This is a genomic window from Enterobacter chengduensis (genome assembly GCF_001984825.2).
In the GTDB taxonomy this organism is placed as follows: domain Bacteria; phylum Pseudomonadota; class Gammaproteobacteria; order Enterobacterales; family Enterobacteriaceae; genus Enterobacter; species Enterobacter chengduensis.
Map to the genome: position 1 here is coordinate 552,358 of NZ_CP043318.1, position 16,615 is coordinate 568,972.

At 56.9% G+C, this 16,615-nt stretch carries 20 protein-coding genes; 14 read left to right on the plus strand and 6 right to left on the minus strand.

Annotated features, from left to right (window positions below; genetic code table 11):
* The first annotated feature begins 329 nt into the window (after nucleotides 1-329).
* Genes ulaA through FY206_RS02715 form a run of 6 tightly spaced genes read left to right on the plus strand, consistent with a single transcriptional unit; the run spans nucleotide 330 to nucleotide 4,737 of the window.
* Nucleotides 330-1,730 (plus strand): PTS ascorbate transporter subunit IIC, encoded by a 1,401-nt coding sequence (gene ulaA, locus FY206_RS02690; RefSeq protein WP_045890410.1) that lies wholly within the window; start codon nucleotides 330-332, stop codon nucleotides 1,728-1,730.
* A gap of 12 nt (nucleotides 1,731-1,742) precedes the next feature.
* The gene (gene ulaB / locus FY206_RS02695) at nucleotides 1,743-2,048 is read left to right on the plus strand and encodes a PTS ascorbate transporter subunit IIB (protein ID WP_003856022.1); all 306 of its coding nucleotides are present in this window, start codon (nucleotides 1,743-1,745) and stop codon (nucleotides 2,046-2,048) included.
* Nucleotides 2,049-2,057: 9 nt separating this feature from the next.
* Complete coding sequence (ulaC, locus tag FY206_RS02700; RefSeq protein WP_032643822.1) at nucleotides 2,058-2,525, plus strand: PTS ascorbate transporter subunit IIA; 468 nt, start codon at nucleotides 2,058-2,060, stop codon at nucleotides 2,523-2,525.
* A gap of 12 nt (nucleotides 2,526-2,537) precedes the next feature.
* The gene (ulaD, locus tag FY206_RS02705; RefSeq protein WP_023334265.1) at nucleotides 2,538-3,188 is read left to right on the plus strand and encodes a 3-keto-L-gulonate-6-phosphate decarboxylase UlaD; all 651 of its coding nucleotides are present in this window, start codon (nucleotides 2,538-2,540) and stop codon (nucleotides 3,186-3,188) included.
* 9 nt (nucleotides 3,189-3,197) lie between these two features.
* Nucleotides 3,198-4,058 carry an L-ribulose-5-phosphate 3-epimerase gene (locus FY206_RS02710; protein ID WP_032643823.1) on the plus strand — a complete coding sequence of 287 codons (861 nt, stop codon included), beginning with the start codon at nucleotides 3,198-3,200 and terminating at the stop codon, nucleotides 4,056-4,058.
* A complete protein-coding gene (locus FY206_RS02715; protein ID WP_032643824.1) occupies nucleotides 4,051-4,737 on the plus strand; it encodes an L-ribulose-5-phosphate 4-epimerase in 687 nt (228 codons plus the stop codon). The genes FY206_RS02710 and FY206_RS02715 overlap by 8 nt, the downstream gene beginning before the upstream one ends.
* A gap of 139 nt (nucleotides 4,738-4,876) precedes the next feature.
* On the opposite strand, the gene yjfY is transcribed toward FY206_RS02715, so the two are convergent.
* Nucleotides 4,877-5,152 carry a DUF1471 family protein YjfY gene (gene yjfY / locus FY206_RS02720; protein WP_032643825.1) on the minus strand — a complete coding sequence of 92 codons (276 nt, stop codon included), beginning with the start codon at nucleotides 5,150-5,152 and terminating at the stop codon, nucleotides 4,877-4,879.
* 341 nt (nucleotides 5,153-5,493) lie between these two features.
* Between yjfY and rpsF the strand changes: the two genes are divergently transcribed.
* From rpsF to rplI, 4 genes are read left to right on the plus strand one after another with little or no spacing between them, the layout of a single operon-like run.
* Complete coding sequence (rpsF, locus tag FY206_RS02725; protein WP_014830397.1) at nucleotides 5,494-5,889, plus strand: 30S ribosomal protein S6; 396 nt, start codon at nucleotides 5,494-5,496, stop codon at nucleotides 5,887-5,889.
* 6 nt (nucleotides 5,890-5,895) lie between these two features.
* Nucleotides 5,896-6,210 (plus strand): primosomal replication protein N, encoded by a 315-nt coding sequence (gene priB, locus FY206_RS02730; protein WP_008502895.1) that lies wholly within the window; start codon nucleotides 5,896-5,898, stop codon nucleotides 6,208-6,210.
* 4 nt (nucleotides 6,211-6,214) lie between these two features.
* A complete protein-coding gene (gene rpsR, locus FY206_RS02735; protein ID WP_000135199.1) occupies nucleotides 6,215-6,442 on the plus strand; it encodes a 30S ribosomal protein S18 in 228 nt (75 codons plus the stop codon).
* Nucleotides 6,443-6,483: 41 nt separating this feature from the next.
* Complete coding sequence (gene rplI / locus FY206_RS02740; protein ID WP_024907318.1) at nucleotides 6,484-6,933, plus strand: 50S ribosomal protein L9; 450 nt, start codon at nucleotides 6,484-6,486, stop codon at nucleotides 6,931-6,933.
* 68 nt (nucleotides 6,934-7,001) lie between these two features.
* On the opposite strand, the gene FY206_RS02745 is transcribed toward rplI, so the two are convergent.
* On the minus strand, nucleotides 7,002-7,646 hold the full coding sequence (locus tag FY206_RS02745) for an OapA family protein (protein WP_032643826.1): 645 nt from the start codon (nucleotides 7,644-7,646) through the stop codon (nucleotides 7,002-7,004).
* 233 nt (nucleotides 7,647-7,879) lie between these two features.
* Here FY206_RS02745 and bamJ point away from each other — a divergent pair, with 233 nt between their 5' ends.
* Both bamJ and cycA read left to right on the plus strand, forming a co-directional pair.
* The gene (gene bamJ / locus FY206_RS02750; RefSeq protein WP_008502892.1) at nucleotides 7,880-8,500 is read left to right on the plus strand and encodes a BamJ family beta-barrel-assembly machinery protein; all 621 of its coding nucleotides are present in this window, start codon (nucleotides 7,880-7,882) and stop codon (nucleotides 8,498-8,500) included.
* 310 nt (nucleotides 8,501-8,810) lie between these two features.
* Nucleotides 8,811-10,220: a D-serine/D-alanine/glycine transporter gene (cycA, locus tag FY206_RS02755; RefSeq protein WP_032643827.1), complete on the plus strand. Its 1,410-nt coding sequence runs from the start codon at nucleotides 8,811-8,813 to the stop codon at nucleotides 10,218-10,220.
* Between the two features lie 86 nt (nucleotides 10,221-10,306).
* Here cycA and ytfE read toward each other — a convergent pair whose 3' ends face one another.
* Nucleotides 10,307-10,969 (minus strand): iron-sulfur cluster repair protein YtfE, encoded by a 663-nt coding sequence (ytfE, locus tag FY206_RS02760; protein ID WP_032643828.1) that lies wholly within the window; start codon nucleotides 10,967-10,969, stop codon nucleotides 10,307-10,309.
* A 245-nt stretch (nucleotides 10,970-11,214) separates the two neighbouring features.
* Between ytfE and FY206_RS02765 the strand changes: the two genes are divergently transcribed.
* Nucleotides 11,215-12,864: a methyl-accepting chemotaxis protein gene (locus FY206_RS02765; protein WP_032643829.1), complete on the plus strand. Its 1,650-nt coding sequence runs from the start codon at nucleotides 11,215-11,217 to the stop codon at nucleotides 12,862-12,864.
* A 79-nt stretch (nucleotides 12,865-12,943) separates the two neighbouring features.
* Here the strand turns inward: FY206_RS02765 and FY206_RS02770 are convergent, their stop codons facing one another.
* The 3 genes from FY206_RS02770 to FY206_RS02780 all read right to left on the minus strand — a co-directional run bounded on the left by FY206_RS02770 (nucleotide 12,944) and on the right by FY206_RS02780 (nucleotide 15,739).
* Nucleotides 12,944-13,909 (minus strand): DMT family transporter, encoded by a 966-nt coding sequence (locus FY206_RS02770; RefSeq protein WP_032643830.1) that lies wholly within the window; start codon nucleotides 13,907-13,909, stop codon nucleotides 12,944-12,946.
* A 75-nt stretch (nucleotides 13,910-13,984) separates the two neighbouring features.
* Nucleotides 13,985-14,809 (minus strand): AraC family transcriptional regulator, encoded by an 825-nt coding sequence (locus FY206_RS02775; RefSeq protein ID WP_032643831.1) that lies wholly within the window; start codon nucleotides 14,807-14,809, stop codon nucleotides 13,985-13,987.
* An 81-nt stretch (nucleotides 14,810-14,890) separates the two neighbouring features.
* Nucleotides 14,891-15,739: an SDR family oxidoreductase gene (locus FY206_RS02780; RefSeq protein ID WP_077064391.1), complete on the minus strand. Its 849-nt coding sequence runs from the start codon at nucleotides 15,737-15,739 to the stop codon at nucleotides 14,891-14,893.
* A gap of 84 nt (nucleotides 15,740-15,823) precedes the next feature.
* Here FY206_RS02780 and FY206_RS02785 point away from each other — a divergent pair, with 84 nt between their 5' ends.
* The gene (locus FY206_RS02785; protein ID WP_032643833.1) at nucleotides 15,824-16,210 is read left to right on the plus strand and encodes a winged helix-turn-helix transcriptional regulator; all 387 of its coding nucleotides are present in this window, start codon (nucleotides 15,824-15,826) and stop codon (nucleotides 16,208-16,210) included.
* Nucleotides 16,211-16,615 lie beyond the last annotated feature (405 nt).

The following is a 16,615-nucleotide window of genomic DNA, read 5'->3' on the forward strand; positions in this document are numbered from 1 at the left end:
ATCACATTGTGATTTGTTGTGATTAACTCTGGCACCATTTGACGGGCTTTGCAATGACAAAAGCGCGTAATTTTAACTGCCTGACATCACAGAACCTGAGTTTTATTCTTGTTAGACTATCCTTTAATAATCATTAATTGCATGAATTATAAAGAAAAATACATATAAGATGCGTGGTAGTGAAAATCATTACTAACGCCATGGAAATAATTTGTGTGATGCGTCACAAATAATCAAATGCAATCTTGTGGTGATTATTTCTGATTACTAGAGTGATGGCACCAACCACACAGGGATTGCCCCTCGTGTTCTCATTTCTGGAGAGAGTTATGGAGATCCTCTACAACGTCTTTACCGTTTTCTTCAATCAGGTAATGACCAACGCCCCGCTGCTGCTGGGTATCGTGACGTGCCTGGGTTACATTCTGCTGCGCAAAAGCGTCAGCGTGATTATCAAGGGAACCATTAAAACCATTATCGGTTTTATGCTGCTGCAGGCGGGTTCAGGCATCCTGACCAGCACGTTTAAGCCGGTTGTCGCCAAAATGGCGGAAGTTTACGGCATAAACGGGGCGATTTCCGACACTTACGCCTCCATGATGGCAACGATTGACCGCATGGGTGACGCCTACAGTTGGGTGGGCTACGCGGTTCTGCTCGCGCTGGCGCTGAACATTATCTACGTGCTGCTGCGCCGCATTACCGGCATTCGCACCATCATGCTCACCGGGCATATCATGTTCCAGCAGGCGGGGCTGATCGCGGTTTCTCTCTATATCTTCGGCTACCCCATGTGGACCACGATTATCTGCACCGCGGTGCTGGTCTCGCTCTACTGGGGCATTACCTCTAACATGATGTACAAGCCAACCCAGGAAGTGACCGACGGCTGTGGCTTCTCCATCGGCCACCAGCAGCAGTTCGCGGCATGGATTGCCTATAAAGTTGCGCCATACCTGGGCAAAAAAGAGGAGAGCGTTGAAGACCTCAAGATGCCCGGCTGGCTGAATATCTTCCATGACAACATCGTCTCAACCGCCATTGTCATGACTATCTTCTTCGGCGCCATTCTGCTCTCCTTCGGCATTGACGTGGTGCAGGCGATGGCAGGCAAAACGCACTGGACGGTGTATATCCTGCAGACCGGTTTCTCCTTTGCGGTGGCCATTTTCATCATCACTCAGGGCGTGCGCATGTTCGTCGCCGAACTCTCTGAAGCCTTCAACGGTATCTCCCAACGCCTGATCCCCGGTGCCGTGCTGGCGATTGACTGTGCCGCTATCTACAGCTTTGCGCCAAACGCCGTCGTCTGGGGCTTTATGTGGGGCACCATCGGTCAGCTGATTGCGGTGGGCATCCTGGTCGGCTGCGGCTCCTCCATCCTGATTATTCCTGGCTTTATCCCGATGTTCTTCTCCAACGCTACCATCGGCGTCTTTGCTAACCACTTCGGCGGCTGGCGCGCAGCGCTCAAGATCTGCCTGGTGATGGGCATGGTGGAAATCTTCGGCTGCGTGTGGGCGGTCAAGCTCACCGGTATGAGCGCCTGGATGGGCATGGCGGACTGGTCAATTCTGGCACCGCCGATGATGCAGGGCTTTGCCTCTGTCGGGCTGGTCTTTATGGCCGTCATCATCCTGATTGCTCTGGCTTATATGTTCTTCGCTGGCCGTTCGCTGCGAGCTGAAGAAGATGCGGAAAAACAAACAGCAGAAGTGTCTGCTCATTAAGGAGTTTCGATTATGACCGTACGTATCCTGGCTGTGTGTGGCAATGGGCAAGGCAGCTCCATGATCATGAAGATGAAAGTGGACCAGTTTTTAACCCAGTCCAACATCGACCACACGGTAAACAGCTGTGCAGTGGGTGAATACAAAAGTGAACTGAACGGCGCGGATATCATCATCGCCTCTACCCATATCGCCGGTGAAATCAGCGTGTCGGGCAATAAATATGTGGTAGGCGTGCGCAACATGCTGTCGCCTGCGGATTTCGGGCCAAAACTGCTGGAAGTGATTAAAGAGCACTTCCCACAAGACGTGAAGTAAGGACGCCACATGAAACTACGTGATTCGCTGGCAGAAAATAACTCCATCCTTTTACAGGCTGAGGCCAGCACCTGGCAGGAAGCGGTGAAGCTGAGCGTGGATCTGCTGGTTAAGGCTGACGTTGTCGAGCCGCGTTACTACCAGGCCATTCTGGATGGCGTGGCGCAGCACGGCCCTTACTTTGTGATTGCCCCGGGTCTGGCTATGCCGCACGGGCGTCCTGAAGAGGGGGTGAAGAAAACTGGCTTCGCGCTGGTGACGCTGAAAACGCCGCTGGTGTTTAACCACGAAGATAACGACCCGGTCGATATTCTGATCACCATGGCCGCCGTGGATGCGAACACCCACCAGGAGGTGGGCATCATGCAGATCGTCAATCTGTTTGATGATGAAGCCAATTTTGACCGTTTACGCGCCTGCCGTACCGAGCAGGACGTGCTGGATTTAATCGATCACGCCACCGCGGCGGCTGTTTAAGAGGGAATTGAAATGTCATTACCAATGTTGCAGGTCGCGCTGGATAACCAAACGTTGTCCCACGCTTACGAAACCACCCGCCTGATCGCGGAAGAAGTCGATATCATCGAAGTGGGCACCATTCTGTGCGTCGGCGAGGGCGTGCGTGCCGTTCGCGACCTGAAGGCGCTCTATCCGCACAAAATCGTGCTGGCAGATGCCAAAATCGCCGATGCGGGCAAAATCCTCTCCCGCATGTGCTTTGAAGCCAACGCCGACTGGGTCACCGTGATCTGCTGTGCGGATATCAACACCGCCAAAGGCGCGCTGGACGTGGCAAAAGAGTTTAACGGCGACGTGCAGATTGAGCTGACCGGTTTCTGGACCTGGGAGCAGGCTCAGGAGTGGCGCGATGCGGGCATTCAGCAGGTGGTATATCACCGCAGCCGCGACGCGCAGGCCGCAGGCGTGGCGTGGGGCGAGGCGGATATCAGCGCGATCAAGCGTCTGGCCGATATGGGCTTCAAAGTCACCGTGACCGGTGGCCTGGCGCTGGAAGATCTGCCGCTGTTCCAGGGTATCCCGATTCACGTCTTTATCGCCGGTCGCAGCATTCGTGATGCCGCGTCTCCGGTGGAAGCGGCGCGTCAGTTCAAACGTTCAATCGCTCAGCTTTGGGGCTAAGGAGCGGGTATGTTGTCAAAACAGGTCCCGCTTGGCATCTATGAAAAGGCACTCCCTGCGGGGGAGTGCTGGCTGGAGCGGTTACGGCTGGCAAAACAGCTGGGTTTCGATTTTGTCGAAATGTCCGTGGATGAGACGGACGAGCGTCTCTCTCGCCTCGACTGGAGCCGCGAGCAGCGCCTGGCGCTGGTGAGCGCCATTGCCGAAACGGGCGTGCGCGTGCCGTCCATGTGCCTGAGCGCCCATCGCCGTTTTCCGCTCGGTAGCGAAGACGATGCCGCGCGCGCGCAGGGGCTGGAGATCATGCGTAAAGCCATCCGCTTTGCGCAGGATGTCGGTATCCGCGTGATTCAGCTGGCGGGGTATGACGTTTACTATCAGGACGCCAACGATGAAACGCGCCGTCGTTTCCGTGACGGCCTGAAAGAGAGCGTAGAGATGGCAAGCCGCGCGCAGGTGACGCTGGCGATGGAGATCATGGACTACCCGCTGATGAACTCCATCAGCAAGGCGCTGGGCTACGCGCACTATCTGAACAACCCGTGGTTCCAGCTTTATCCCGATATCGGCAACCTGTCGGCATGGGATAACGACGTGCAGATGGAGCTGCAGGCGGGCATCGGGCATATCGTGGCGGTGCATGTTAAAGATACCCGTCCTGGCGTGTTTAAAAACGTACCGTTCGGCACCGGGGTGGTGGATTTCGAACGGTGCTTCGAGACGCTCAGGCAGACAGGCTATTGCGGGCCGTACCTGATTGAGATGTGGAGCGAAACGTCAGACGACCCGGCTGCGGAAGTGGCCAGGGCGCGGGACTGGGTGCGCGAGCGTATGGCGCGGGCGGGGCTGCTGGAGGCTGAACATGCTTAAGCTTAAACAGCAGGTCTTTGAGGCCAACATGGATCTGCCGCGCTACGGGCTGGTGACGTTCACCTGGGGTAACGTCAGCGCGATTGATCGTGAACGCGGCGTCATCGTCATCAAGCCCAGCGGCGTGGCGTATGAGACCATGAAGGTCGACGATATGGTTGTCGTGGACCTCGAAGGAAACGTCGTCAAGGGGCAGTGGCGTCCTTCTTCGGATACCGCTACCCATCTGGCGCTTTATCGACGTTATCCCTCCCTCGGTGGGGTAGTGCATACGCACTCCACCCATGCCACCGCCTGGGCACAGGCAGGGCTTGCCATCCCGGCGCTGGGCACGACCCACGCGGACTACTTCTTTGGCGATATCCCCTGCACGCGCGCATTAACGCAGGATGAAGTCGAAGGCGAGTACGAGCTCAACACCGGCAGGGTGATTATCGAAACGCTGGGTGAGGCAGAACCGCTGCATACGCCGGGGATTGTGGTGTATCAGCACGGTCCGTTCTCCTGGGGAAAAGATGCCCACGACGCCGTCCATAATGCGGTCGTCATGGAGGAAGTGGCCCGCATGGCGTGGATTGCCCGCGACATCAACCCGCAGCTTCAGGGCATTGATGATTACCTGATGAACAAGCATTTCATGCGCAAGCACGGCCCGAATGCCTACTACGGGCAGAAGTGAATAAGCGCTCTGGAATACCGAAAACAGTTGTAACCGGTGGTATTCCGGAGCCTTTCACAAAAAAAGCCCCCGGGCAGGGGGCAACGTCAACTATGGCTATGTTCTCGTTGTTGGCTTTCCTGGTGCTAGCGTTAAAGCGTTATCGGTAAATATCTGCACTGGCGTGCATATTGCCGTTGCTGCCGGGCTCACGGATTAACATCACGTGATAATAGGCTGCGCCCTGTGCATCGGTTTCTTTGTTTAGTGCCTGATCTGCTTCACTTTCTGTGGCGAAATTATGATTGATGTAAATGACGCCCAAGCTTTGCACATCATCCATGTTTCTGGCCTGTCGGCCGTCTATCTTGATGGCTGCCATCGCGTTTGCACTGAGCAAAAGCGCCGCCATTATGGCTAATGCGATTTTTTTCATGATATGCGCTCCACGACTGCGTGCGGTGTGAGGGGGGATGCTCCTCCTTTTATTCGGGTGATCTCTGATTAAAGTGTAATCACTCATCCGGCGGGGATGCGTGACCATTTCTGATGCAGTTGTTCAAAAAAACAACGCTTCCGGATGTGACCAATTTTAAATCACCCACTTAGACCCGCTTCGCGCTTTGTGCGAATTATTTGTGCAATCAGCTTGAGTTTCCGGGGGCGCGCAAGTATTATGACGCGTCAATTTTTCAGCCGACCTTTAACACGTTCCTTGCCTCCCCGGGCCTCGGCTGACCCAGACAGGAGGCTGAATAATCCGTAAGGAGCAATTCGATGCGTCATTACGAAATCGTTTTTATGGTCCATCCTGACCAGAGCGAACAGGTTCCGGGTATGATCGAGCGCTACACTGGTGCAATCACTGCAGCAGCGGGCACGATCCACCGTCTGGAAGACTGGGGCCGCCGTCAGCTGGCTTATCCGATCAACAAACTGCACAAAGCTCACTACGTTCTGCTGAACGTTGAAGCGCCGCAGGAAGTGATCGATGAGCTGGAAACTAACTTCCGCTTCAACGATGCCGTTATCCGCAGCATGGTTATGCGTACTAAACACGCAGTTACCGAAGCATCTCCGATGGTTAAAGCGAAAGACGAGCGCCGTGAGCGTCGCGATGATTTCGCAAACGAAACCGCAGATGATTCTGATGCTGGGGATTCTGAAGAGTAATTTCTGATGACCAACCGTCTGGCGTTGTCCGGCATCGTATGCAGGGCTCCCCTTCGAAAGGTCAGTCCATCAGGAATTCCGCATTGCCAGTTCGTGCTTGAGCATCGTTCTGTGCAAGAGGAAGCCGGGTTTCACCGGCAGGCGTGGTGCCAAATGCCCGTTATTATTAGCGGACACGAAAACCAGGCCATTACTCACAGTTTAACGGTCGGTAGTGCAGTAATCGTTCAGGGGTTCATCTCTTGCCACAAGGCAAAGAACGGCCTGAGCAAAATGGTTCTGCATGCCGAGCAGATTGATTTGATAGATTCTGGAGACTAGCCATATGGCACGTTATTTCCGTCGTCGCAAGTTCTGCCGTTTCACCGCGGAAGGCGTTCAAGAGATCGACTATAAAGATATCGCAACGCTGAAAAACTACATCACCGAAAGCGGTAAGATTGTCCCAAGCCGTATCACCGGTACTCGTGCAAAATACCAGCGTCAGCTGGCTCGCGCTATCAAACGCGCTCGCTACCTGTCCCTGCTGCCGTACACTGATCGTCATCAGTAATCGGGCACGGTCCATTAATACGACTTTAAGAGGATAAGGTAATGCAAGTTATTCTGCTTGATAAAGTAGCAAACCTGGGCAGCCTGGGTGATCAGGTTAACGTTAAAGCGGGCTACGCTCGTAACTTCCTGGTTCCACAGGGTAAAGCTGTTCCAGCTACCAAGAAAAACGTAGAGTTTTTCGAAGCACGTCGCGCTGAACTGGAAGCCAAACTGGCTGACGTTCTGGCGGCTGCTAACGCTCGCGCTGAAGCAATCAACGCACTGGGCACCGTTACCATCGCGTCCAAATCTGGCGACGAAGGTAAACTGTTCGGTTCCATCGGTACCCGCGATATCGCTGATGCAGTAACTGCTGCAGGCGTTAAAGTGGCTAAGAGCGAAGTTCGTCTGCCGAACGGCGTTCTGCGTACCACTGGTGAGCACGAAGTTGACTTCCAGGTTCACAGCGAAGTGTTCGCTAAACTGGTTGTTAACGTTGTAGCTGAGTAATTTTTTACTCTGCTCACGTTGAAACGCCGGCCTTGTGCCGGCGTTTTGCTTTTTACCGATCCGGAAGCTTAACGCGCCCTGATGAAACTGCCGTCCGGCTGACGGGTAAACAGCACCTGTTGTCCATTTCCGGTATCAATCGTTAACCCCGTCACCACACCGCTGGCATTCTGGCGAATCTGTACCATCTGACCATTTTGCAGGTTACTGAGCGGCTTACCCGCACCTTCCACTTTCGCCATGGCATACACGTCGGTGGGCGGCAGGTTGTGATCGCGGAACAGCTGCGCCAGGGTTTTGCCCGGCTCTACGCGATAGGAACGCCACTGTTGCTCAATGCCGGTGGGCTGTTGCGCCTGAGGCTGAGAGGGGGCAGCGGCCTGATCCTGCGGCTGTTCATCCTGAATGGGTTCTGGCTCAACCGGCGCCACCTGACCCGGATCGTTAGACGGGGTGACGAGCTGCGTCTGCATCGGCTGGGCGTCAGGCTGCGGCCGCGTCTGCGACTGAATGTCCAGTTGGGCATTGCGGGTGACGGGGGCGGTATCAACATCATCACCGCCGGAAGGAAGCAGGAAGCCCACAATCACCATCAGCGCGCCAATGATGATCCCTCTGCGATGCAGAGGAGGCAGCGGGTCCATGATGCGAAAATTGTCCGGCGCCTGCCAGATTTTCGCCAGGGTAGGTTTCAGTTCAATTCGCCCGGGCATGGCACTCCTCCTGCTCCGCGTATTTTTTATCCTGTGCCCCGAAGTATAGTTTGCTAACTGCCTGAACGGCGTAGTAAACCCGACATCCGTGACATCAGTTCGGGATTAATCCTGGTTATCTCTATTGTTTCTGTTTCGTCGCGGTTTGTCACCTTAACTTCAGACAAAGTTTTACCCATAAGGGCATGGCTGATATGCTGCCCGCTACTTTAAATGTGATGGAAGGAAAACCCATGACCACCCCGACTTTTGACACTATCGAAGCGCAGGCAAGTTACGGTATCGGCTTGCAGGTAGGACAGCAGCTGAGCGAATCCGGCCTGGAAGGTCTGTTACCTGAAGCGCTGGTGGCGGGTATCGCTGACGCGCTGGAAGGCAAACAGCCTGCCGTGCCGGTTGACGTCGTGCACCGCGCGCTGCGTGAAATCCACGAACGTGCTGACGCCGTGCGTCGTGCGCGCTTTGAAGAGATGGCCGCCGAAGGTGTGAAATATCTGGAAGAGAACCGCGAGCGTGAAGGCGTGAACAGCACCGAATCCGGCCTGCAGTTCCGCGTGATCAACCAGGGCGACGGCGCTATCCCGGCGCGTACCGACCACGTTCGCGTACACTACACCGGCAAGCTGATCGACGGTACCGTGTTCGACAGCTCCGTAGCGCGCGGCGAGCCGGCAGAGTTCCCGGTCAACGGCGTTATCGCAGGCTGGATCGAAGCGCTGACTCTGATGCCGGTGGGTTCCAAATGGGAGCTGACCATCCCGCACAACCTGGCCTACGGCGAGCGCGGCGCTGGCGCGTCCATCCCGCCATTCAGCACCCTGGTGTTTGAAGTCGAGCTGCTGGAAATCCTGTAATCGATTTTTCTTATTTCCTCTCCCCGCATGGGGAGAGGAAAATAGCGTTAAAACCTATAGTTACGGCGCAATCAACATTTTATCTTGCAAACGAAACTGTTGCGTGTATTTTTGTGAGCTGTTTCGCGCTGTATGAGTGATATGACACTCACTTTCAACATATTATTAACATAATATCTAAATCATAGTATTCATCCCGCCGATTCTTACCTAATATCGATTAGCCCTTACAGGGAACGTCATCTTTTGACGTATTTAAAGGCCAGAAGAGCCTTAACAACACAGACAGGCATAAACAGGAAAATATCACATGGTAGATCAGGTCAAAGTCGTCGCCGGCGAAGAGGCGTCGTCTGAACAGTCGCTACGGCGCAATCTCACAAACCGTCATATTCAGCTTATTGCGATTGGGGGTGCCATCGGTACCGGGCTGTTTATGGGGTCAGGCAAAACCATCAGTCTCGCCGGGCCGTCAATCATATTCGTTTATATGATTATCGGTTTTATGCTGTTCTTCGTGATGCGTGCGATGGGTGAACTGCTGCTCTCGAACCTCGAATACAAATCCTTCAGCGACTTCGCGTCTGACCTGCTCGGGCCGTGGGCGGGCTATTTCACCGGCTGGACCTACTGGTTCTGCTGGGTCGTTACCGGCATGGCGGACGTCGTGGCGATTACCGCCTACGCGCAGTTCTGGTTCCCGGGGCTGTCGGACTGGGTCGCCTCGCTGGCGGTCATCGTTCTGCTGCTGAGCCTTAACCTCGCCACCGTTAAAATGTTCGGCGAGATGGAGTTCTGGTTCGCGATGATCAAAATCGTGGCCATTGTCGGCCTCATCGTCGTGGGCCTGGTGATGGTGCTCACCCACTTCCAGTCGCCAACCGGCGTTCAGGCGTCGTTTACCCATCTGTGGAATGACGGCGGCTGGTTCCCGAAGGGCATCAGCGGCTTCTTTGCCGGCTTCCAGATTGCGGTGTTCGCGTTTGTGGGGATTGAGCTTGTCGGAACGACCGCTGCGGAAACCAAAGATCCGGAGAAGTCCCTCCCGCGCGCCATCAACTCTATTCCGGTGCGTATCATCATGTTCTACGTCTTCGCGCTGATCATCATCATGTCCGTGACGCCGTGGAGTTCGGTGGTGCCAAGCAAGAGCCCGTTCGTTGAGCTGTTCGTGCTGGTAGGCCTGCCTGCCGCCGCGAGCCTGATTAACTTCGTGGTGCTGACCTCTGCTGCCTCGTCTGCCAACAGCGGCGTATTCTCCACCAGCCGTATGCTGTTTGGCCTTGCGCAGGAAGGCGTGGCGCCGAGCGCGTTCGCCAAGCTCTCTAAGCGTGCGGTACCGGCAAAAGGGTTGACCTTCTCCTGCATGTGCCTGCTGGGCGGCGTGGTGATGCTTTACGTGAACCCAAGCGTGATTGGCGCCTTCACCATGATTACCACGGTCTCTGCGATCCTGTTTATGTTCGTCTGGACCATCATCCTCTGTTCATACCTGGTGTACCGCAAGCAGCGCCCACACCTGCATGAGAAGTCGATCTACAAGATGCCGCTGGGCAAGCTGATGTGCTGGGTGTGCATGGCGTTCTTCGTCTTCGTGCTGGTGCTGCTGACGCTGGAAGATGATACCCGTCAGGCGCTGATCGTTACGCCGCTGTGGTTTATCGCGCTGGGGCTGGGCTGGGTGTTTATCGGTAAGAAACGGATGGCAGGCATGCGTTAAGCATGTTGCCGGGTGGCGCTTACGCTTACCCGGCCTACGTTCGAGGACGTTGCAGGCCCGGTAAGCGTGAGCGCCACCGGGCTTTTTTATTCCCCCGCTAATGCCCGCGGAAACAGAACGTTATTCTCAAGACTGATGTGTTCCATCAGGTCGTCGATCGTCTCGTTAATGCCGTTGTACATTGCTTTCCACGTCGTGCACGCCTCTGGCGGCGGCGTGACGTTGTTGGTGATGTGTTTGATCACTTCCAGCAGTTCGCCCGCGTCATCGTGCTCGCGTTCCATCACGCTAATCGGCCCCATCGCCTGGCTGCCCATTCCCTGTTTAATCATCGGGAAGAGGATCTGCTCTTCCTTCATCATGTGGCTGGAAAGCTCTTCGTGCAGCAGGGTCAGGTACTTCGCCAGACCGCGCGGAACGGAAGGTTTGTCGGCGTGAACGCGCTCGACCTTGGTCGCCTGCAGGATCAGCTCCGGCAGTTGCTCCCGGTGGCGGTCGTGGTATCGCACGATGATGCGATCGATGATGTCCGCGAGCGGAGCGGTTCGCCAGTCTTTGTCGACGGGCTGCCCGACAAGCTGCGCCAGCTCGGCTTCAATCACCTCAACGTCCAGTTCCTTGCGTGAGGCCGCACGCGTCAGGGTTTGCTTACCGCCGCAGCAGTAATCCATATCGTACTTACGGAACAGCGCAGAAGCGCGAGGAATGGAGAGCGCCAGCTCGCCAAGGGGTTGGTCGCGAAAGGCCATAGCAGTTACCTCGTCATCAAGAATATAAGATGCATATTAAATGCATCTTTAAGGCGGCGCTATAACCCTTTAGAGGGAAGGGAAAAAATGTGAGGCAGATCACGTAAAAAATATTCGGTTTAACGCTCTGAATGGACTCAGGAAAGTGGTTTAGAAACTTTTTAAAGGTGGAGAAACAGTAAACAACCCGCTGCGCCTGCCGATATATCCACGTCAGACAAACCTGCATATAACAAAGGCAACGCATGTTTAAACGTATAAAAGTCATTACCCTTCTGATTTCGGTACTGCTTGCGCTCGGCATCATGCAAGTGATTTCCGCCGGTATCTTTATCAACGCGCTGAATAACGATAAAAACAACTTCACCGTATCGCAGCTCTCCAGCCAGAACGTGGCGGAGTTTACCGATGCGTGGATCAGCCTGAACCAGGCGCGCGTTACCCTGAACCGTGGGATGCTGCGTCTGCAGAGCAGCATGGCCTCTCAAATTAACGGCGGTCAGCTGAACGAGCTGGTGACCACGGCGAAAAACCTGCTGGCTGAAGCCCAGGTCCATTACGATAAATACTATGCCTTACCGGACACGCCGGGCATGGATGAGAACCTGACGAATCAGCTTGAAGAGCAGTACCGCATTTACTCTGCAACGCTGACGCAAATGAACGTTCTGCTGAGCCAGGGCAATCTGGAAGATATGTTCAAGCAGAATGCCGAACAAAAGCAAAACGCGATGCAGAAGGTTTATCGTGAATGGCGTGAAGCGCAGGCCGCGCTCACCGATAAAGGCATTCGGGATAACGAAAGCGATTACAAGCACATCCTGTGGATCCTCTCTGCGGTGATGCTGCTGGTGATTGCGGTGATTATCTCCAGCTGGGTCGCCATGCGCCGCGTGCTGCTGCTGCCGCTGGAGGAGGTGATTAACCATATTCGCGCCATTGCGGCAGGGGATTTAACCCAGCCGATTCAGGCAGAAGGTAAAAATGAAATGGCCCTCCTGGCGCGCAACGTGCAGGAGATGCAAACCTCGCTGGCGAACACCGTGGGCGTGGTGCGTGAAGGTGCCGATACCATCTACACCGGAGCCGGTGAAATCTCCGCGGGCAGCAACGATCTCTCTTCCCGTACCGAGCAGCAGGCCGCCTCTCTGGAAGAGACGGCAGCCAGCATGGAGCAGCTGACGGCCACCGTGAAGCAAAACGCCGATAACGCGCGTCAGGCTTCGCGTCTGGCGCTGGACGCCTCCTCAACGGCGAAGAAGGGCGGTAACGTGGTGGAAGGCGTGGTGCGCACAATGGACGAAATTGCCACCAGCTCCAGCAAAATCGCGCAAATTACTAACGTGATCGACGGCATTGCCTTCCAGACTAACATTCTGGCGCTGAACGCGGCGGTGGAAGCGGCGCGCGCGGGCGAGCAGGGGCGTGGCTTTGCGGTGGTGGCAGGGGAAGTGCGTACCCTTGCCCAGCGCAGCGCCCAGGCGGCGAAAGAGATCAAGGCGCTGATCGACGATTCCGGCGAACGCGTGAACGCGGGCTCGCAGCTAGTTAACGAAGCCGGGGCGACGATGGCAGAGATCGTCAATGCGGTCACGCGCGTCACCGACATCATGGGCGAAATTGCCTCGGCCTCTGACGAGCAGAGCCGCGGTATCGACCAGGTAGGCCAGGCGGTAGCCGAGATGGATCGCGTGACCCAGCAGAACGCCTCGCTGGTGGAGGAGTCTGCCGCGGCGGCAGCGGCGCTGGAAGATCAGGCTGCACGCCTGAACGACGCGGTGGCGGTGTTCAAAATTACCCGCAACCAGGCGGTTAAAGCCGCGCCGGTGAAAACCTATGTGCCAAAAGCGCAGGCCGTAGCGGCGGCGTCTGAAGGGAACTGGGAGACGTTTTAAGGGCTTGCCCGGTGGCGGCTACGCCTTACCGGGCCTACGGTTTTGTAGGCCCTGCAAGCGCAGCGCCGCTGGGCAACGCTCACACCTCCGATGCCGGAACAACCCTCGGTTTTTCCGGCTTCGCTCTTACCGCCATCACCACCCCCACCACCAGCAGCGCGATCCCGCAGGCCGTGAAGAGCGGCGGCACGCTCTGGCGCATCAGGAAGGTATAAAGCAGCCCGGCCAGGGTTTCGAAAACGATCAGCGGCCCCAGGATCACCGTCGGCAGCTTCTGGCTGGCCACGTTCCAGCACAGCGCGCCCACCCAGGAACACAGCACCGCAATCGCCACCATCAGGCCAATAAACACCCACGGTCTCGGCCCGAAGGGCTGGGCGAAGTCCGGGTGCTGATGGCCCAGCCAGAGGCATGCGCCGAGATACCCCACGACTGAAACGGGCAGCGTGACCAGCGCCTGCGCCGTTGCCCACATCATCGGGTGCTTGTCCGGGTTCTCCCGCAGCCAGCGCGCGTTGCGCAGGGCATACCATGCCCAGCACGCCACGGAAATGAACGCCAGCACAATGCCGGAGCCGTAACGCCACGGGTCAACGTCTGCCTGCCCGTGACGCAGCTCGGCAATATTGACGCATACCAGCCCCACGGCGGTGCAGATCAGCGCTGGGGCCATTTTTGCCCACGGCAGTTTGCCATCGCGGTGGCTATAGAGCAGGTTAGCAAAGACGGGGATGACGACCGGCAGCGTGCCGATGATCATGGTCGATACCGGCGCGCCGGTACGCTGAATAGCACTCGCGAGGCAAACGTAATAGATAAGATTGCCCATCATGGTCAGCGCCAGCGCGGTCACCCAGTCCTGACGGCTGAGCTGACGCAGGCGCGCGCGTCCCAGCCACGCAAGAGGCAGGGCAATCAGCCCCAGCGCCAGATAGCGCCCGGTCGACTGCAGTATTGCCGGGTACTCCGGCACAATCAGCGGGCCGACAAAAATCAGCCCCCACATCATCCCGGCCAGCAGGGCATACAACACACCACTAATCATTTTTCCACCTACAGATATTTATGCTGTATGGAGTGTAGGAGGGGGAAATGCGCGCGTATTGTATGAGGTTGCGCATTAGCGCCGGATGACCTGCTTCTGGTAACGCACGGGGGTAATGCCGTAGCGGCGGGTAAACGCACGGGTCAGGTGCGACTGGTCGGTCAGCCCGGTCGCGGCAGCCACTTCGGCAGCGGGCATGCCGTGGGTGAGGAACGCTTTGGCGCGCCACAGGCGAATGGCCATCAGCATCTGGTGCGGCGTCACGTGAAAATGGGCTTTGAACTGGCGCTGGAAATGGTACGGGCTGAGCGACACGACGCGGGCCAGCTCGTCCAGCGTCAGGGCGTGCATGTAGTTGTCGTGCAGATACTCACGGACCCGTTCGAAGCGGTGCGCGCCTTCCAGAACCACCGGCGCGTGATGGGCAAACGGCCGGAAGGTCTCGATCAAATCCAGCAGTAATCCCTTTTGCGCAAGCGGATCGTCCGTGTGCCACAGGCCGTAAATGAGCCTGCCGATCTGCTGCGAGCGCAGCGGGTCATGACGGGTTACCTCGCTGAACCACCAGTCCCGGAGGCCGGTCACCTCTTCCAGCAGATCGGGTTCGATATAGACCATCCGATAGCGCCAGCCGCCTTCGGTGGCGGATTCGCCGGTATGGATTTCGTCCGGGTTCATGGTGACGACGGATTTTTCCGCCGCGAGATGCAGGGTACCGCGGTAGCGAAAGCGTTCGGCACCGGTTTCAATCGTGCCGATCCCGAAGGCTTCATGGGTATGGGGCTCAAAGGCGTAGTCAGAGATATGCGCGTGATACAGCTCCAGGCCCGGCAGCTGCGCCAGATGGCGAAAGCGCGCGCTGTCTCTCTCATCAATAAACTGTTCCGGTACGCCTTGCACGGTGAGCCTCCTTACGGGTCATCGCTTCATTATCAGAGATGACCCGCAGGGATGCCACAAAAAATAACCAATTCGTAACAATTACAGGATGGCGTTGACGCTCTCCGCCAGCGGGGTGGTCGGACGGCCAATCAGCCCGCTCAGGGTACGGCTGTCGTCAAAGAGACCCCCTTTGGACGCACCGACGTCGGAGTCCGCCAGCATATCTGCCAGCCCGGCAGGCAAGCCGACGCTTTTCAGGGCGGCGGCAAAATCCGCTTCGCTGAGATTCTGGTAGGTCACCGGCTTCCCGCTCTGTTTGCTGAGTTCAGCCGCCAGCTCGCTCAGCGTCCAGCCGCGATCGCCCGCCAGTTCATACACCTTGCCCGCATGGCCCTCTTCCGCAATCACCTTAGCTGCCGCTGCGGCATAGTCTGCACGGGTTGCAGAGGCAATTTTGCCTTCGCCTGCCGCACCAATAAACACGCCGTGCTCAATCGCCGGTGGCGCGCTCGCCAGGTAGTTTTCGGTATACCAGCCGTTGCGCAGCAGGGCATACGGAATGCCGGATGCCGCCAGCGCTTTTTCAGTGTCAACGTGTTCAACGTGCAGACCAAGCGGTGATTTATCCGCATGCAGCAGGCTGGTGTAGGCGATAAATTTCACGCCTGCCGCTTTGGCGGCGTTAATCACGTTCTGGTGCTGGGTTGCGCGCTGCCCGACTTCGCTGGAGGAGATCAGCAGCAGCTTATCCACGCCGCTCAGCGCGGCGGTGAAGGCGGCTTGGTCCGTGTAGTCCGCCTGACGAACCACAAGCCCCTCCTGGCTCAGGGCCTGCGCCTTCGCCGGGTTACGGACGATGGCCACAATCTGGCTGGCCGGAACGGTTTTCAACAGCTGTTCGATAACGAGATGGCCAAGCTGGCCGGTAGCGCCGGTAATCGCGATCATGATGAATCTCCTTCGTGTTTGTCTGGTGTTGTGGCACACTAGCACCATAGCTAACTTTTAGTAAGTACGTACAAAAAGGTAAGTATGAAAACAACGATACCGACGCTCAGCGAGCAAATGCGCGATGGCAATCTTTTCGCGGAGCAGTGCCCTTCACGCGAGGTGCTCAAGCACGTTACCAGCCGCTGGGGCGTCCTGATTCTGCTGGCCCTGCGCCAGGGAACGCATCGCTTTAGCGATCTGCGCCGTAAAATGGGCGGGGTGAGCGAAAAGATGCTGTCCCAGTCGCTTCAGGCGCTGGAGCAGGACGGGTTTGTCGATCGCGTGTCGTATCCGGTGGTGCCGCCGCACGTTGAGTATAGCCTGACGCCGATGGGCATGGAGGTCAGCGAGAAGGTCGCCGCGCTGGCGGACTGGATTGAGGTGAATACGCCGAAGGTGATGGCGAATCGGGACGAGCGCGCGGCGTAAAAGCCGGGTATGTGCGGCCTGATGCCCTCACCCTGGCCCTCTCCCACAGGGAGAGGGATCCCCACAAAATAATACTCGCACGGACGCCCCCTCTCCATTGAGGGAGAGGGCCGGGGTGAGGGGGAACATACGGCTGTGGGGGCATTCCGTTCACTTTATGTTCCTTGCTACTCTGTGACGACATGACCGGTGAACGTGCCAGGGTGGCTCAATCGCCACCACCCTGGCGACCCGGGCTCCCGGCGGTAAATCGCCGCTTCGCGGTGCCCTCAGCTTATTCCTTCCGGCTTATCGGGGACGGGCGGAGGTAACGTCCCTGTAAAGCCCGCCCTCTCGGCGCATCCATGCGCCTTGCCCCGGCCTGCAGGAAACGCTTCGGCGATTTACAGCCGGACCAGGTCATTG

Excerpts from the sequence above, each read along its gene's own strand:
- ulaA (WP_045890410.1), top strand. The coding sequence starts at position 330 with ATGGAGATCCTCTACAACGTCTTTACCGTTTTCTTCAATCAGGTAATG.
- ulaB (WP_003856022.1), top strand. The coding sequence starts at position 1,743 with ATGACCGTACGTATCCTGGCTGTGTGTGGCAATGGGCAAGGCAGCTCC.
- ulaC (WP_032643822.1), top strand. The coding sequence starts at position 2,058 with ATGAAACTACGTGATTCGCTGGCAGAAAATAACTCCATCCTTTTACAG.
- ulaD (WP_023334265.1), top strand. The coding sequence starts at position 2,538 with ATGTCATTACCAATGTTGCAGGTCGCGCTGGATAACCAAACGTTGTCC.
- FY206_RS02710 (WP_032643823.1), top strand. The coding sequence starts at position 3,198 with ATGTTGTCAAAACAGGTCCCGCTTGGCATCTATGAAAAGGCACTCCCT.
- FY206_RS02715 (WP_032643824.1), top strand. The coding sequence starts at position 4,051 with ATGCTTAAGCTTAAACAGCAGGTCTTTGAGGCCAACATGGATCTGCCG.
- yjfY (WP_032643825.1), bottom strand. The coding sequence starts at position 5,152 with ATGAAAAAAATCGCATTAGCCATAATGGCGGCGCTTTTGCTCAGTGCA.
- rpsF (WP_014830397.1), top strand. The coding sequence starts at position 5,494 with ATGCGTCATTACGAAATCGTTTTTATGGTCCATCCTGACCAGAGCGAA.
- priB (WP_008502895.1), top strand. The coding sequence starts at position 5,896 with ATGACCAACCGTCTGGCGTTGTCCGGCATCGTATGCAGGGCTCCCCTT.
- rpsR (WP_000135199.1), top strand. The coding sequence starts at position 6,215 with ATGGCACGTTATTTCCGTCGTCGCAAGTTCTGCCGTTTCACCGCGGAA.
- rplI (WP_024907318.1), top strand. The coding sequence starts at position 6,484 with ATGCAAGTTATTCTGCTTGATAAAGTAGCAAACCTGGGCAGCCTGGGT.
- FY206_RS02745 (WP_032643826.1), bottom strand. The coding sequence starts at position 7,646 with ATGCCCGGGCGAATTGAACTGAAACCTACCCTGGCGAAAATCTGGCAG.
- bamJ (WP_008502892.1), top strand. The coding sequence starts at position 7,880 with ATGACCACCCCGACTTTTGACACTATCGAAGCGCAGGCAAGTTACGGT.
- cycA (WP_032643827.1), top strand. The coding sequence starts at position 8,811 with ATGGTAGATCAGGTCAAAGTCGTCGCCGGCGAAGAGGCGTCGTCTGAA.
- ytfE (WP_032643828.1), bottom strand. The coding sequence starts at position 10,969 with ATGGCCTTTCGCGACCAACCCCTTGGCGAGCTGGCGCTCTCCATTCCT.
- FY206_RS02765 (WP_032643829.1), top strand. The coding sequence starts at position 11,215 with ATGTTTAAACGTATAAAAGTCATTACCCTTCTGATTTCGGTACTGCTT.
- FY206_RS02770 (WP_032643830.1), bottom strand. The coding sequence starts at position 13,909 with ATGATTAGTGGTGTGTTGTATGCCCTGCTGGCCGGGATGATGTGGGGG.
- FY206_RS02780 (WP_077064391.1), bottom strand. The coding sequence starts at position 15,739 with ATGATCGCGATTACCGGCGCTACCGGCCAGCTTGGCCATCTCGTTATC.
- FY206_RS02785 (WP_032643833.1), top strand. The coding sequence starts at position 15,824 with ATGAAAACAACGATACCGACGCTCAGCGAGCAAATGCGCGATGGCAAT.